This is a genomic window from Bacillus cereus group sp. N8 (assembly GCF_016483685.1).
Taxonomy (GTDB): Bacteria; Bacillota; Bacilli; order Bacillales; family Bacillaceae_G; genus Bacillus_A; species Bacillus_A proteolyticus.
This window is the reverse complement of the sequence record NZ_JAEHBK010000005.1, coordinates 1-16,049: the sequence shown is the minus strand read 5'-3', so window position 1 is coordinate 16,049 and position 16,049 is coordinate 1. Positions and strand designations below refer to the sequence as shown.

Sequence of the window (16,049 nt, the reverse complement as noted above, 5' to 3'; positions counted from 1 at the left end):
ATTTATATAATTCAATCTTACGTCTAATAAGATTTACTTTTCAATAGGTAATTTATTGGGTGTTCCCGGTTTGCGTGGATATTTCTTTGGTGTCTTGCGCTTTTTCTCGATTAATAAAATATTACGTTCACTTTCCTCAAACGGTAATTGGAACGTAGACATTTCTTTTAATTCCCCGCCTAGCACCTCTAAAGCATACTTACCATTTTCAATTTCTTCGTTCGCTGCAGCACCTTTCATTGCAATAAATGTTCCTCCAACTTTTACAAGTGGTAAACATAGCTCACTTAATACAGAAAGACGCGCGACTGCACGTGCCATTACAATATCGTATGATTCACGTACACCTTCTTTTTTCCCAAATGTTTCAGCACGATCATGACAAAAGGCAACATCACTTAACTCTAATTTTTGCGCTAAGTGATTTAAGAAATTAATACGTTTTTGTAATGAATCTACAATCGTTACTTTTAAATGTGGGAAACAGATTTTCAGCGGGATACTTGGGAATCCAGCTCCTGCGCCAACATCGCAAATAGAGAATGGTTTCGAAAAATCATAATAAAAAGCAGCTGTAATAGAATCAAAAAAGTGTTTTAAGTATACTTCTTCCTTCTCCGTAATAGCTGTTAAATTCATTTTTTCATTCCACTCTACTAACGTTTCAAAGTAGATTTTGAACTGCTCTAATTGTCTAGAAGAGAGGGTGATACCCTTCTCTTCTAGCATAGATTGAAATTGTTCTATGTTCATCTAGCAATATCTCCTTACTATTTATTGGTTCGATACTCGTGCAATTTTTCCTTGTTCAATATACACAAGCAAAATGGAAACATCAGCTGGATTTACGCCAGAAATACGTGAAGCCTGCCCCATTGAAAGTGGACGAACATCTTTCAATTTCTGTCTCGCTTCTGAGGCAAGGCTAGAAATCGCATCATAATCAATATCCACAGGGATTTTTTTGTTTTCCATTTTCTTCATACGCTCTACTTGCTGTAAAGATTTTTCAATGTATCCTTCGTACTTAGTCTGAATTTCAACTTGTTCCGTAATTTCATCACTTAATGCTACTTCACTTGGTACTAAAAGATGAATATGCTCATATGACATCTCTGGACGACGTAATAAGTCACTTGCACGTATTCCATCTTTCAATTCACTTCCGCCAACACTACGAATTAATTCTTGAACTTCAGGACGTGGTTTAATAATAATGCTCCCTAAACGTTCCTTTTCCTGTTCAATTTGTAACTTTTTATTTGTAAATCGCTCATAGCGATCTTCTTTAATTAGGCCAATTTCACGACCAACTTCAGTTAAACGAAGATCAGCATTATCGTGGCGTAATAATAGGCGATATTCTGCACGAGACGTTAATAAACGATATGGTTCATTTGTACCTTTCGTTACAAGGTCATCAATTAAGACACCAATATAAGCATCCCCGCGACCTAAAATAACTTCCTTTTTACCTAAAGAACGACACGCTGCATTAATACCAGCCATAAGCCCTTGTCCTGCTGCTTCTTCGTAACCGGAAGTTCCGTTAATTTGTCCTGCTGTATATAAATTTTTAATTTTTTTCGTTTCAAGTGTCGGCCATAATTGAGTTGGTACAATTGCATCATATTCAATTGCATAACCTGTACGCATCATTTCAACATTTTCTAGACCAGGGATTGTTCTAAGCATGTCACGTTGCACATCTTCTGGTAAACTTGTCGATAATCCTTGAACATATACCTCTTGTGTATTACGACCTTCTGGCTCTAAGAAAATTTGATGACGTGGTTTATCATTAAATCTAACTACCTTGTCTTCAATTGAAGGGCAATATCTAGGACCTGTTCCTTTAATCATACCAGAATACATAGCTGAGCGATGTAAGTTTTCATCTATTAAACGATGTGTTTCTGTACTTGTATACGTCAACCAACATGGAATTTGATCCATAATAAATTTTGTCGTTTCAAAAGAGAAAGCTCGTGGTTTATCATCACCTGGTTGAATTTCTGTTTTGCTGTAGTCAATTGTATTACTGTTCACGCGCGGAGGTGTACCTGTTTTAAATCTAACAAGATCAAATCCAAGCTCCTCTAAATGCTCAGATAATGTAATAGATGGTTGCTGATTATTTGGACCGCTCGAATATTTTAATTCACCCATAATAATCTCACCACGTAAAAATGTTCCAGTCGTAATTACGACTGTTTTTGCTGTATATTCAGCACCAGCTTGTGTAATTACCCCTTTACATACGCCATCTTCAACGATTAAACGCTCTACCATTCCTTGGAACAACGTTAAATTTGGTGTTTCTTCAATTGTTTTCTTTAATTCATGCTGGTAAGAGAATTTATCAGCTTGTGCTCGAAGCGCACGTACAGCTGGTCCTTTACCTGTATTTAACATACGCATTTGAATATACGTTTTATCAATATTGCGTCCCATTTCTCCGCCTAATGCATCAATTTCACGAACAACAATCCCTTTTGCTGGTCCACCAACAGAAGGGTTACATGGCATGAATGCTACCATATCTAAGTTAATTGTTAACATTAAGGTTTTTGAGCCCATTCGTGCTGCCGCAAGACCAGCTTCACATCCTGCATGACCTGCACCGATTACTATGACATCGTATGAACCGGCATTGTATCCCATTGTTTATTCCTCCTAATAATCTCTATCTTTCTAAAACGTTGCTTCGTTTTATTATTTTCCTAAACAAAACTGAGAGAATAACTGGTCAATTAAACTTTCATGGACGGTATCACCAGTAATTTCACCAAGTATTTCCCACGTTCTTGTTAAATCAATTTGTACCATATCGATTGGAACACCATTTTCTATCGCTTCAATTGCATCTCCAATCGTCTTTCCTGCTTGTGTTAATAATCCAATATGTCTCGTGTTAGAAACATATGTCATATCTGCAGAATCAATTGCTCCTTCAAAGAATAAATCAGCTATCGCCTTTTCAAGCTCATCAATTCCCTGCTCCTCAATTAAAGACGTCGTAATAACACGATTGCCTGCAGCTAGCTCTGTAACACGTTCCATATCAATTTCTTGTGGTAAATCTGTCTTATTGACAATAATAATGAAGTCTTTTCCTTGTACGGCACGGAATAGTTCTTCATCTTCATTTGTTAAAGCTTCACTATAATTGACTACAACTAACACTAAATCGGCTTGGCTCATCATTTCTTTTGAACGCTCTACACCAATTCGTTCAACAACATCTTCCGTTTCACGAATACCAGCTGTATCTATAAGTTTAAGTGGTACACCACGCACATTAACGTACTCTTCAATAACATCTCTCGTTGTTCCTGCAATATCAGTTACGATTGCCTTTTTCTCCTGAACGAGACTATTTAATAGCGATGATTTCCCAACGTTAGGTCTACCAATAATCGCAGTAGCAATACCTTCACGTAAAATCTTTCCTTGCTTCGATGTTTCTAATATTTTTGCAATTTCAGCACGAACATGTGTAGCTTTCTCAATTAAAATATTATGCGTCATCTCTTCTACATCATCATATTCTGGGTAATCTATATTTACCTCAACATGGGCTAACGTTTCCAATATGTCTTGACGCAGGCGGCCAATTAATTTAGATAATCGCCCTTCCATTTGGTTAATTGCCACGTTCATAGCACGATCTGTTTTTGCACGGATTAAATCCATAACAGCTTCCGCTTGTGATAAATCAATACGCCCATTTAAAAAAGCACGTTTCGTAAATTCACCAGGCTCTGCCAAACGTACTCCTTGTGCTAAAATAAGCTGTAATACTTTATTTACCGAAACAAGTCCACCATGACAGTTGATTTCTACTATATTTTCACGCGTAAAAGTCCTAGGTGCACGCATAATCGATACCATAACTTCTTCAATTACTTGATTTGTATCTAAATCGACAATATGACCATAATGAATTGTATGAGAATCAACCTGTGTTAAATCTTTTCCTTTAAAAATGCGATCGACTTTCTCAATCGCATCATCCCCACTTACTCGAACAATGGCAATTGCACCTTCCCCAAGAGCTGTGGAAATTGCGGCAATTGTATCAAATTCCATGTCCTTTCACCTCACTTGCTTATTTATATCTATTTCAACATGATTTTTTTACGTCACTAAATTATTAGGATACCATAACGAACCTATCTGCAAAAGAATAATAACTCATTTTATTATGTCCTCATGTAAAAAACACTAAACTTATTAACAGTGGATAAGTTAGTGGTTTTTTAGTTATCCACATTTATTTTCGCCTCAAAAAAACCGGCACTCAATTGAGTAACCGGTCACTTGGAAGATATTACAACATATCGATGTGGTTCTTTTCCTTCAGAAGTTGTAATGATATTTTGATGATTAGATAATGCCTGATGAATAATCTTTCGTTCAAAAGATGGCATAGGTTCCAACATAACTCTTTTTTTCGTACTTACTGCTTGTTTTGCTAATCGATAAGAAAGCAATTCTAACGTACTTTTTCTTTTACTACGATAATTTTCAGCATCTAGTGTGATGCCAATATATTGCTTCGTATTACGATTTGCCACAAGTTTTGTTAAATACTGTAAAGAATTCAAGGTGTTTCCTCTTTTGCCAATCAAAACACCTACATTTTCACCAGAAATTGTAAATTCCACTTCGCGGCCTTTTACAACTTTTCTAATCTCAACCTCCACACCCATATTGCGAATAACGTTTTTTAAATATTCTTCACACTCTTGGATGGGATCTTTCTTCACTACAACTTCTACTATAGCGGGGCGATTCCCAAATAAACCTAGGAATCCCCTCTTACCCTCATCAATAATCTTTATATCCACTCGATCTTTCGAAACGTTTAATTGTCTTAAAGCATCTTGTACTGCCAGCTCGACTGTTTGTCCTTTAGCAGTAATTATACTCACTTGCTTGATCCTCCTGCCTTACTAGCCTTAATTTCAGGCCCTTTGATCAAATACATTTGAGCAATACCAAAGATGTTACCAACTACCCAGTATAGTGATAGTGCTGCTGGGAAGTTAATTGCAAAGACTAAAATCATGATTGGCATAAGCCAAATCATCATTGCCATTTGCGGGTTTTGTCCAGCTGTCCCTGCCATTGCAAGTTTTTGCTGAATAAAAGTCGTAATAGCCGCAACAACTGGAAGGATATAGTAAGGATCTGCCTGTCCTAAATCAAACCATAAGAATGTATGCTTACTAATTTCTGATGTTCTCATAATCGCATGATAAAACGCGAATAAAATAGGCATCTGAACAAAAATTGGTAAACATCCTGCTAATGGATTTACACCATTTTTTTGATATAACTGCATCATTTCTTGTTGTAGTTTTTGCTGTGTTGCTTGATCTTTAGAGCTATATTTCTCTTTTAATCTTACCATTTCTGGTTGTAACGCTTGCATTGCCTTCGTACTTTTCGTTTGTTTAATCATTAATGGTAATAATGCAAAACGAATAATAAGAGTCGTAACAACGATTGCTAAACCATAATTCTTACCGAATAATTCTGCAAAATACGTGATTAACTGAGACAGTGGATATACGAAATATTCGTTCCAAATCCCAGTACTATTTGGCGTAATCGGCTGACCCGTTTCACTACAACCAGTAGCAATTGCCATTAATGCAACAACCATGGCTAGTAAACCTAGTTTCTTTTTCAAAGCCTACTCCTCCTTGTATCGGTATGTATATAGTGTAATTCATTTCCTTACGCTACTTTTTTATTCTTTTCATACCAGAGCGTTTAAAGACATGAATTAAGCTTTTCTTTACTTCTTCATATGTCATCTCTGCACAAGGCTTCCTTGCTATTATAACAAAATCTTTTCCAGAATCTATCTCATCTTTTAATTCCATAATCGCTTGGCGAATCATACGCTTGATTCGATTACGAACTACTGCATTTCCTATTTTCTTACTAACAGAAAGGCCGATGCGAAAGTATGGCTGTTTTTCTTTATTTAATTGGTATACAACAAACTGACGATTAGCATCCGACTGTCCTTTTTGGAAAACAGCCTGAAATTCATCATTCTTTTTTATACGATTTTTTTTCTTCATATCAATTGACACTCCTGTAGTTCATCAGCGGAAATTCATTATTATTAGAAAAAAAGACCACTGAACGATCAGTGGTCTACGCAGATAATACTTTTCTTCCTTTACGACGACGAGCTGCTAGCACTTTACGTCCGTTCGCTGTGCTCATACGGCTGCGGAAACCATGTACTTTGCTGCGCTTACGTTTATTTGGTTGGTAAGTTCTTTTCATTATATGACACCTCCCTGAGGAATATCTGTTAAAGACAGTCTAATAAATTATAGTAAATCAACTAGGAAAATGTCAATGGTTCTTGAAATTTTCATCAAATATTCATTTTGAACCTATTCACAGACTTTTTCACAGCCCCTATATTTCCTTGTGGATAAATATATTTTCGCTTTTTTTATATCCACAAACTCTTTTTTTACTTTTACACAGTATATCGTGTTGTGGACAAGTTTATTCCACAAGGTATTGATTTTGTGGATAACTTTCTTAAATTCATTGCTATAGCTACTGTTTTTTGATATTATAGTTGTGTTTTCACTTTGAATAAGTTTTCCACATCTTTATTTTATCCACAATTTGTGTATAACATGTGGACAGTTTAAATCACATGTGGGTAAATAGTTGTCCACATTTGTTTTTTTGTCGAAAACTCTATCTCGGATACAAACAACGTTTTTATATTTTAAAATACGTTTCGTATAAATATGCATTTAAAATACTTATGGGTTGTACAATTGTTGCACAACCTTATTCTTTTACCATCTTTGTAAAGGAGGGACACCTTTGGAAAATATCTCTGATTTATGGAATAGTGCCTTGAAAGAATTAGAAAAAAAGGTAAGTAAGCCGAGTTATGAAACATGGTTAAAATCAACAACCGCTCATAACTTGAAAAAAGATGTATTAACTATTACAGCTCCAAATGAATTTGCTCGTGACTGGCTAGAATCCCATTATTCGGAACTAATCTCCGAAACACTTTATGATTTAACAGGGGCAAAACTAGCTATTCGTTTTATTATTCCCCAAAGTCAGGCGGAAGAGGATATCGATCTTCCTCCTATTAAAAAAAATCGAGCACAAGATGATTCTACTCATTTACCACAGAGCATGTTAAATCCAAAATATACATTTGATACATTTGTTATTGGCTCTGGTAATCGTTTTGCACATGCTGCTTCTTTAGCTGTAGCTGAGGCGCCAGCTAAAGCTTATAATCCGCTCTTTATTTATGGGGGCGTTGGACTTGGAAAAACACATTTAATGCACGCAATTGGGCATTATGTAATTGAACACAACCCGAATGCAAAAGTTGTATATTTGTCATCTGAAAAATTCACAAATGAATTCATTAACTCTATTCGTGATAATAAAGCTGTCGATTTTCGTAATAAATATCGTAATGTAGATGTCTTACTGATAGATGATATTCAATTTCTTGCTGGAAAAGAACAAACACAGGAAGAGTTTTTCCATACATTTAATGCGTTGCATGAAGAAAGTAAACAAATCGTGATTTCAAGTGATAGACCACCAAAAGAAATCCCAACTTTAGAAGATCGCCTTCGTTCTCGCTTTGAATGGGGTTTAATTACGGATATTACGCCACCAGATTTAGAAACTAGAATTGCAATTTTACGTAAAAAAGCAAAAGCAGAAGGCCTTGATATACCAAATGAGGTTATGCTTTATATTGCAAATCAAATTGATTCTAACATTCGTGAGTTAGAAGGTGCACTTATTCGAGTTGTAGCTTATTCATCTTTAATTAATAAAGATATTAATGCTGATTTAGCAGCTGAAGCACTTAAAGATATTATTCCAAACTCTATACCTAGAATTATTTCTATTTCAGATATTCAAAAGGCCGTTGGGGGCGTCTATCAAGTAAAATTAGAAGATTTCAAAGCAAAAAAACGTACAAAATCCGTTGCATTCCCTCGCCAAATTGCAATGTATTTATCACGCGAGCTTACGGACTCATCTTTACCAAAAATAGGTGAAGAATTTGGTGGCCGCGATCATACAACAGTAATCCATGCTCACGAAAAAATTTCGAAGCTATTAAAAACGGATACTCAATTACAAAAACACGTCGAAGAAATTAATGATATTTTAAAGTAGTAGTAGCTGAATAGTGTGAATAACTTACCTTGTTTTACGCACAGTCTATCCACATGTAGATAGACTGTTTTTACATCTTTAAACGGGGTTATCCACATATCCACAGGCCCTATTACTATTACTACTATTTTTTTATCTTTATTAAATAAATAAAATCTTATACTTACCGGAGGTTTTTCGTTATGCGTTTTACAATACAAAAAGACTATCTTGTAAGAGGTGTACAAGATGTAATGAAGGCAGTTTCTTCTCGTACAACAATTCCAATTCTTACAGGAATTAAAGTTGTAGCAACTGAAGAAGGAGTTACTTTAACAGGTAGCGATGCAGATATCTCTATCGAATCATTTATCCCAGTCGAAGATGCTGGAAAAGAAGTTGTTGAAATTGAACAATCAGGAAGTATTGTTTTACAAGCAAAATATTTTAGTGAGATCGTAAAAAAATTACCTAAAGAAATTGTTGAAATTTCTGTGGAAAATCATTTTATGACAAAAATAAAGTCTGGAAAATCAGAGTTTAATTTAAATGGTTTAGATTCAGCTGAATATCCGTTACTACCTCAGATTGAAGAACATCATGTATTTAAGATTCCAACAGATTTACTTAAACATATGATTAGGCAAACAGTATTTGCAGTTTCAACTTCTGAAACAAGGCCGATCTTGACAGGTGTAAACTGGAAAGTATATAACAGCGAGTTAACTTGCATTGCAACAGATAGTCACAGACTAGCGCTTCGTAAAGCAAAAATTGAAGGGCATAATATTGCTGATGAATTTCAAGCCAATGTCGTTATTCCTGGTAAGAGTTTAAATGAATTAAGTAAAATCCTAGATGAATCTGAAGAAATGGTAGATATCGTTATTACGGAGTATCAAGTATTATTCCGTACAAAACATTTATTATTCTTCTCGAGATTGTTAGAAGGAAACTATCCAGATACAACACGTTTAATTCCAGCCGAGAGTAAGACAGATATTTTTGTGAATACAAAAGAATTTTTACAAGCAATTGATCGTGCTTCGCTATTAGCAAGAGATGGTCGTAACAATGTTGTTAAATTATCGACATTAGAACAACAAATGCTTGAGATTTCTTCAAATTCACCAGAAATCGGAAAAGTAGTAGAAGAAGTTCAATGTGAAAACGTAGATGGAGAAGAATTAAAAATATCTTTTAGTGCAAAATATATGATGGACGCATTAAAAGCTTTAGATAGTACAGAAATTAAAATTAGCTTTACTGGGGCGATGAGGCCGTTTTTGATTCGTACAGTAAATGATGATTCCATCATCCAATTAATTTTACCGGTACGTACTTACTAAGTAAGGATTGAGGGTTGCTAGTTTAAAGGTACTAGTGGCCCTTATTTGATTTTAGGGTATTACTTTCCTAATGCTAGTTTATTTAGTACAATGAAAGAATGAACACTTTCAGAAAGTGAGCGATTTTTATGAAAAGTATTAAGATTTCAACAGAATACATTACACTAGGACAATTTTTAAAGCTAGCTGATGTAATTGATACGGGCGGGGCTGTGAAATGGTTCTTACAAGAATATGAAGTGTACGTGAATCAAGAGCTTGAGAATAGAAGAGGTCGCAAGTTATATGCGAATGATATTATTGAAATTCCGGGAAGTGGAACTTTCCAAGTTCAGGCATAAAGGGGGATCCCTTTGTTTATTACAGAAATACAATTAAAAAACTATCGCAATTATGAAAAATTAGAGCTCTCCTTTGAGGATAAGGTCAATGTAATTATTGGTGAAAATGCACAAGGGAAAACAAATTTGATGGAAGCCATTTACGTATTAGCGATGGCGAAATCTCATAGAACCTCTAATGATCGTGAGCTTATTCGATGGGATGAGGATTACGGTCAAATCAAAGGTAGATTACAAAAAAGAAATAGTTCTTTGTCTTTAGAATTAAATATTTCCAAAAAAGGTAAAAAGGCAAAGCTAAATCAACTTGAACAACAAAAGTTAAGCCAATACATTGGTGAAATGAATGTTGTTATGTTTGCCCCAGAAGATTTAAATCTTGTAAAAGGAAGCCCTCAAGTAAGAAGGCGCTTTTTAGATATGGAACTAGGACAAATAGCGCCTGTTTATTTGTATGAACTAAGCCAATATCAAAAAGTGCTCACGCAACGAAATCACTTGCTTAAAAAGATGCAAGGGAATAGTAAAAATGAGGAAACGATGTTGGATGTATTTACACTTCAACTCATTGAGCATGGTGCAAAAATATTGCGAAAACGTTTTGAGTTCTTGCATTTACTACAAGAATGGGCTGCGCCGATACATCGCGGGATTAGCAGGGGATTAGAGGAATTAGAAATCATCTATAAACCAAGCCTAGATGTATCAGAATCAATGGATTTGTCGAAAATAAAAGAAGTATACTATGAAAGTTTTCAATCTGTGAAACAACGTGAAATTTTCCGTGGTACAACTTTAATTGGTCCTCATCGTGACGATTTACAATTCTTCGTTAATAGTAAAAATGTTCAAGTCTTTGGTTCGCAAGGACAACAACGAACGACCGCACTGTCCCTAAAATTAGCTGAAATTGAATTGATTTACTCAGAAGTTAAGGAATATCCTATTCTTTTATTGGATGATGTATTATCAGAATTAGATGATTATCGTCAATCACATCTGTTAAATACAATTCAAGGAAAAGTGCAAACATTTGTGACAACGACGAGTGTCGACGGAATTGAACACGAAACATTAAAAGAAGCGAAAACAATTCATGTAATGAACGGCACGGTAGATTGTGAAATGGACAGGGCATAATCCCTGTTTAAATGGAAAAGTAGGTGATCTTTGTGTCAATGGAACAAAAGCAAATGCAAGAAAATGCATATGATGAAAGTCAGATACAGGTACTTGAAGGACTAGAGGCAGTTCGGAAACGTCCGGGTATGTACATTGGTACTACAAGTGGAAAAGGACTTCACCACCTTGTATGGGAGATTGTCGATAATAGTATCGATGAAGCCTTAGCGGGGTATTGCGATGAAATCAACGTTAGTATTGAAGAAGATAATAGTATTCTTGTAACGGATAATGGACGTGGTATTCCAGTTGGTATACAAGAAAAAATGGGACGTCCTGCAGTAGAAGTTATCATGACTGTCCTTCACGCCGGAGGTAAATTTGGCGGTGGCGGTTATAAGGTTTCTGGTGGTTTGCATGGTGTTGGTGCATCTGTTGTAAATGCCTTATCAACAGAACTAGAAGTATTTGTACATCGTGATGGAAAAATCCATTACCAAAAGTATGAAAGAGGTATTCCAGTTGCGGATTTAAAAGTCATCGGTGATACAGATAAAACTGGAACAATAACTCGCTTTAAGCCGGACCCAGAGATTTTTAAAGAGACGACAGAATATGAATTTGATACGTTAGCGACTCGTATGCGTGAATTGGCATTTTTAAATCGTAATATTAAATTAACGATTGAAGATAAGCGTGAACATAAGCAAAAGAAAGAGTTTCACTATGAAGGTGGAATTAAATCATATGTTGAACATTTAAATCGTTCAAAACAACCAATTCATGAAGAACCTGTATATGTAGAAGGTTCAAAAGATGGTATTCAGGTTGAAGTTGCGCTTCAATATAACGAAGGATATACAAATCATATTTACTCATTTACAAATAATATTCATACGTATGAAGGTGGTACACATGAGGTAGGATTTAAAACTGCCCTAACACGTGTGATCAACGATTATGGTCGTAAAAATAATATTTTAAAAGATGCGGATAGTAATTTAACTGGTGAAGATGTTCGTGAAGGTTTAACAGCAATTGTGTCAATTAAACATCCGAATCCACAATTCGAAGGACAAACGAAGACGAAACTTGGAAATAGTGAAGCAAGAACAATTACAGAGTCAGTATTCTCAGAGGCATTTGAAAAGTTCTTACTGGAAAATCCCAATGTTGCACGTAAAATTGTAGATAAAGGGACGATGGCAGCGCGTGCACGTGTAGCAGCTAAAAAGGCTCGTGAGTTAACTCGCCGAAAGAGTGCTTTAGAAGTTTCAAGTTTACCAGGGAAATTGGCAGACTGTTCTTCTAAAGATCCAGCAATTAGTGAAATTTATATCGTAGAGGGTGACTCTGCGGGTGGATCTGCAAAACAAGGGCGCGATCGTCATTTCCAAGCAATTTTACCGCTGAAGGGTAAAATTATTAATGTTGAAAAGGCACGCTTAGATAAGATTTTATCAAATGATGAAGTTCGTACAATTATTACGGCGATCGGTACAAATATCGGCGGGGACTTCGCTATTGAAAAAGCACGCTATCATAAAGTTATTATTATGACCGATGCCGATGTTGATGGTGCACATATTCGTACCCTATTATTAACGTTCTTCTATCGTTATATGCGTCAAATAATTGAGTGTGGATATATATATATCGCACAGCCACCTTTGTTTAAAGTACAACAAGGTAAGAAAATTCAATATGCTTACAACGATAAGGAACTTGAAAAAATCTTAGCGGAATTACCAGCTCAACCTAAGCCAGGGATTCAGCGTTATAAAGGTCTAGGAGAAATGAATCCAACTCAGTTATGGGAGACGACAATGGACCCGGAAGTTCGTTCATTACTTCAAGTTTCTCTTCAAGATGCAATTGAAGCAGATGAAACATTTGAAATTTTAATGGGAGATAAAGTAGAGCCGCGTCGTAACTTTATCCAAGAAAATGCAAAATACGTGAAAAACCTTGATATTTAAATGAGTAATGACAGGAATCTAAGTATTCCTGTCTTCTACATATAAATCAATGTATGTGTAACGGAAATGTAAGAGGAGGTGCTCGTTGATGTCAGACAATCAACAACAAGCACGAATTCGAGAAATTAATATTAGTCATGAAATGCGTACCTCATTTTTAGATTACGCAATGAGTGTTATCGTATCTCGTGCATTACCAGATGTTCGTGATGGATTAAAACCTGTGCATCGTAGGGTTTTATATGCGATGAATGATTTAGGAATTACTGCAGATAAAGCGTATAAAAAATCAGCGCGTATTGTCGGTGAAGTAATCGGTAAGTATCACCCTCACGGCGATTCAGCTGTTTACGAGACAATGGTACGTATGGCGCAAGATTTTAGTCAACGTTATATGCTTGTTGATGGGCATGGTAATTTTGGTTCTGTTGATGGTGATTCGGCAGCAGCAATGCGTTATACAGAAGCAAGAATGTCTAAGATTTCTATGGAATTAATACGTGATATTTCAAAAAATACGATTGATTATCAAGATAACTATGATGGTTCTGAAAGAGAGCCAATTGTATTGCCAGCGCGCTTCCCTAATTTATTAGTGAATGGTACGACGGGTATTGCAGTTGGTATGGCAACAAACATTCCGCCGCATCAACTTGGTGAAGTAATTGATGGTGTATTGGCACTAAGTCATAATCCCGACATTACTATTGCGGAATTAATGGAGTTTATTCCAGGACCAGATTTTCCAACAGCAGGTTTAATTTTGGGACGAAGTGGGATTCGAAGAGCGTATGAAACAGGTAGAGGCTCTATTATGCTTCGAGCTAAAGTTGAAATTGAAGAGAAGTCAAATGGTAAACAATCTATTCTCGTAACTGAACTACCTTATCAAGTTAATAAGGCGCGATTAATTGAAAAAATTGCAGAATTAGTTCGTGATAAGAAAATTGAAGGTATTACGGATTTACGTGATGAGTCAGATCGAAACGGTATGCGTATTGTTATGGAAGTACGTCGTGATGCCAATGCCAATGTACTATTAAATAATCTATATAAACATACAGCACTTCAAACAAGTTTCGGTATTAATATGTTGTCTCTTGTAAATGGAGAGCCACAAGTATTGAATTTAAAACAAAATTTATATCATTACTTGGAGCATCAGAAGGTAGTAATTCGTCGACGTACTGCTTATGAATTAGAAAAAGCAGAGGCGCGTGCTCATATTTTAGAAGGATTACGAATTGCTCTAGATCATCTTGATGAAGTTATTACGTTAATCCGTAGTTCGAAAACAGCAGATATTGCAAAGCAAGGCTTAATGGAACGTTTCGGTTTAAGTGAGAAACAAGCACAAGCAATTTTAGATATGCGTCTGCAACGTTTAACAGGATTAGAACGTGAAAAAATTGAGCAAGAATATCAAGAGTTAATGAAGTTAATCGCTGAATTAAAAGCAATCTTAGCAGATGAAGAGAAAGTTCTTGAGATTATTCGTGAAGAATTAACGGAAGTAAAAGAGCGCTTCAATGATAAGAGACGAACGGAAATTACGATTGGCGGTATGGAATTTATTGAAGATGAAGATTTGATTCCAGAGCAAAACATTGCAATTACGTTAACTCATAACGGTTATATTAAGAGGTTACCAGCTTCTACGTACAAAACGCAGAACCGTGGTGGGCGTGGCGTGCAAGGAATGGGAACGAATGATGATGATTTCGTAGAACATCTATTGACTACTTCTACACATGATCATATTTTATTCTTCACTAATAAGGGTAAAGTATACCGTACGAAAGGATATGAAATCCCAGAGTATAGTCGTACAGCAAAAGGTATACCGATTATTAACTTATTAGGTGTAGATAAAGGGGAGTGGATTAACGCCATTATTCCAATTCGTGAATTTGGTGATGATCAGTTCTTATTCTTTACAACAAAGCAAGGTATCTCTAAAAGAACACCACTTTCGTCATTTGCAAATATACGTACGAATGGCTTAATTGCGATTTCTCTTCGTGAAGAGGATGAAGTAATCTCTGTACGCTTAACATCTGGTGATAAGGATATTATCGTTGGGACAAGCAACGGCATGCTAATTCGTTTCAATGAGCAAGATGTGCGTTCTATGGGACGTAATGCGGCTGGTGTAAAAGCAATTACATTAGGTGATGAAGATCAAGTTGTAGGTATGGAAATTGTCGAAGAGGATGTAAATGTTCTAATTGTAACGAAAAATGGTTACGGAAAGCGTACACCGATTGATGAATACCGCCTGCAAAGTCGTGGTGGTAAAGGTCTGAAGACTTGTAACATTACAGATAAGAACGGTAAATTAGTAGCAGTTAAGTCTGTAACAGGTGAAGAAGACATCATGCTAATTACAGCGGCAGGCGTTATTATTCGTATGCCAGTTGATCAAATCTCTCAAATGGGACGTAATACACAAGGTGTCCGTCTAATTCGTTTAGAGGATGAGCAAGAGGTAGCGACAGTAGCAAAAGCACAGAAAGATGAAGAAGAGGAATCTAATGAAGAGGTTTCTTCTGAAGAATAAGAGGGGGGATTTTTCCTCCTCTTATTTTTTTATAATAATACTTGCATAGTGATAGAAAAGTCTATATAATAGGCAGAGTCAGCAAATGAGAGATATAAATTATCTTAAAAAACTTGTTGACGAAAATAATATACTATGATATATTATGAAAGTCGCTGAAACGCGATGTTGAACTTTGAAAACTAAACGAAACAAACAACGTGAAACGTCAATTTTTATTTTTAGATGCTAGACAAACTAACTTTATTGGAGAGTTTGATCCTGGCTCAGGATGAACGCTGGCGGCGTGCCTAATACATGCAAGTCGAGCGAATGGATTAAGAGCTTGCTCTTATGAAGTTAGCGGCGGACGGGTGAGTAACACGTGGGTAACCTGCCCATAAGACTGGGATAACTCCGGGAAACCGGGGCTAATACCGGATAACATTTTGAACTGCATGGTTCGAAATTGAAAGGCGGCTTCGGCTGTCACTTATGGATGGACCCGCGTCGCATTAGCTAG

Annotated in this window: 13 protein-coding genes and 1 rRNA gene; 7 read left to right on the top strand and 7 right to left on the bottom strand. The window is 36.0% G+C overall.

Translation table 11 applies throughout. From position 1 onward, the window contains the following. Window positions 1-33: 33 nt before the first annotated feature. From rsmG to rpmH, 7 genes are all read right to left on the bottom strand, one after another. Window positions 34-753, bottom strand: coding sequence for a 16S rRNA (guanine(527)-N(7))-methyltransferase RsmG (rsmG, locus tag JDS80_RS10070; protein WP_001019628.1), 720 nt, complete (start codon window positions 751-753; stop codon window positions 34-36). 21 nt (window positions 754-774) lie between these two features. Further along, complete coding sequence (gene mnmG, locus JDS80_RS10065) at window positions 775-2,664, bottom strand: tRNA uridine-5-carboxymethylaminomethyl(34) synthesis enzyme MnmG (RefSeq protein WP_071744223.1); 1,890 nt, start codon at window positions 2,662-2,664, stop codon at window positions 775-777. Window positions 2,665-2,715: 51 nt separating this feature from the next. Then, window positions 2,716-4,092 carry a tRNA uridine-5-carboxymethylaminomethyl(34) synthesis GTPase MnmE gene (mnmE, locus tag JDS80_RS10060; RefSeq protein WP_071744224.1) on the bottom strand — a complete coding sequence of 459 codons (1,377 nt, stop codon included), beginning with the start codon at window positions 4,090-4,092 and terminating at the stop codon, window positions 2,716-2,718. 227 nt (window positions 4,093-4,319) lie between these two features. Further along, window positions 4,320-4,937 (bottom strand): RNA-binding cell elongation regulator Jag/EloR, encoded by a 618-nt coding sequence (gene jag / locus JDS80_RS10055; RefSeq protein ID WP_000022801.1) that lies wholly within the window; start codon window positions 4,935-4,937, stop codon window positions 4,320-4,322. Next, on the bottom strand, window positions 4,934-5,701 hold the full coding sequence (gene spoIIIJ / locus JDS80_RS10050) for a YidC family membrane integrase SpoIIIJ (protein WP_071744226.1): 768 nt from the start codon (window positions 5,699-5,701) through the stop codon (window positions 4,934-4,936). Before spoIIIJ ends, jag begins: the two co-directional genes overlap by 4 nt. Window positions 5,702-5,753: 52 nt before the next feature. After that, window positions 5,754-6,101, bottom strand: a complete 348-nt coding sequence (rnpA, locus tag JDS80_RS10045; protein ID WP_199638295.1) for a ribonuclease P protein component — start codon at window positions 6,099-6,101, stop codon at window positions 5,754-5,756. 76 nt (window positions 6,102-6,177) lie between these two features. After that, window positions 6,178-6,312: a 50S ribosomal protein L34 gene (gene rpmH, locus JDS80_RS10040; protein ID WP_000831901.1), complete on the bottom strand. Its 135-nt coding sequence runs from the start codon at window positions 6,310-6,312 to the stop codon at window positions 6,178-6,180. 564 nt (window positions 6,313-6,876) lie between these two features. On the opposite strand from rpmH, the gene dnaA reads away from it, so the two are divergent. The 7 genes from dnaA to JDS80_RS10005 form a co-directional block, all read left to right on the top strand. After that, window positions 6,877-8,217 (top strand): chromosomal replication initiator protein DnaA, encoded by a 1,341-nt coding sequence (gene dnaA / locus JDS80_RS10035; protein WP_071744228.1) that lies wholly within the window; start codon window positions 6,877-6,879, stop codon window positions 8,215-8,217. 182 nt (window positions 8,218-8,399) lie between these two features. Next, window positions 8,400-9,545 carry a DNA polymerase III subunit beta gene (gene dnaN, locus JDS80_RS10030; RefSeq protein WP_071744229.1) on the top strand — a complete coding sequence of 382 codons (1,146 nt, stop codon included), beginning with the start codon at window positions 8,400-8,402 and terminating at the stop codon, window positions 9,543-9,545. A gap of 128 nt (window positions 9,546-9,673) precedes the next feature. Beyond that, window positions 9,674-9,886: a S4 domain-containing protein YaaA gene (gene yaaA, locus JDS80_RS10025; protein WP_000835828.1), complete on the top strand. Its 213-nt coding sequence runs from the start codon at window positions 9,674-9,676 to the stop codon at window positions 9,884-9,886. A gap of 12 nt (window positions 9,887-9,898) precedes the next feature. Then, a complete protein-coding gene (gene recF, locus JDS80_RS10020; RefSeq protein ID WP_071744230.1) occupies window positions 9,899-11,026 on the top strand; it encodes a DNA replication/repair protein RecF in 1,128 nt (375 codons plus the stop codon). 38 nt (window positions 11,027-11,064) lie between these two features. Further along, complete coding sequence (gene gyrB, locus JDS80_RS10015; RefSeq protein ID WP_000435985.1) at window positions 11,065-12,987, top strand: DNA topoisomerase (ATP-hydrolyzing) subunit B; 1,923 nt, start codon at window positions 11,065-11,067, stop codon at window positions 12,985-12,987. A gap of 88 nt (window positions 12,988-13,075) precedes the next feature. Continuing rightward, a complete protein-coding gene (gene gyrA / locus JDS80_RS10010) occupies window positions 13,076-15,547 on the top strand; it encodes a DNA gyrase subunit A (RefSeq protein WP_071744231.1) in 2,472 nt (823 codons plus the stop codon). A 243-nt stretch (window positions 15,548-15,790) separates the two neighbouring features. Beyond that, window positions 15,791-16,049 (top strand): 16S ribosomal RNA (locus JDS80_RS10005); the annotation flags it as partial.

Coding starts and splice junctions, on each gene's coding strand:
- mnmG (WP_071744223.1), bottom strand. CDS start 2,664: ATGGGATACAATGCCGGTTCATACGATGTCATAGTAATCGGTGCAGGT.
- rsmG (WP_001019628.1), bottom strand. CDS start 753: ATGAACATAGAACAATTTCAATCTATGCTAGAAGAGAAGGGTATCACC.
- yaaA (WP_000835828.1), top strand. CDS start 9,674: ATGAAAAGTATTAAGATTTCAACAGAATACATTACACTAGGACAATTT.
- mnmE (WP_071744224.1), bottom strand. CDS start 4,092: ATGGAATTTGATACAATTGCCGCAATTTCCACAGCTCTTGGGGAAGGT.
- gyrB (WP_000435985.1), top strand. CDS start 11,065: ATGGAACAAAAGCAAATGCAAGAAAATGCATATGATGAAAGTCAGATA.
- rnpA (WP_199638295.1), bottom strand. CDS start 6,101: ATGAAGAAAAAAAATCGTATAAAAAAGAATGATGAATTTCAGGCTGTT.
- dnaN (WP_071744229.1), top strand. CDS start 8,400: ATGCGTTTTACAATACAAAAAGACTATCTTGTAAGAGGTGTACAAGAT.
- rpmH (WP_000831901.1), bottom strand. CDS start 6,312: ATGAAAAGAACTTACCAACCAAATAAACGTAAGCGCAGCAAAGTACAT.
- gyrA (WP_071744231.1), top strand. CDS start 13,076: ATGTCAGACAATCAACAACAAGCACGAATTCGAGAAATTAATATTAGT.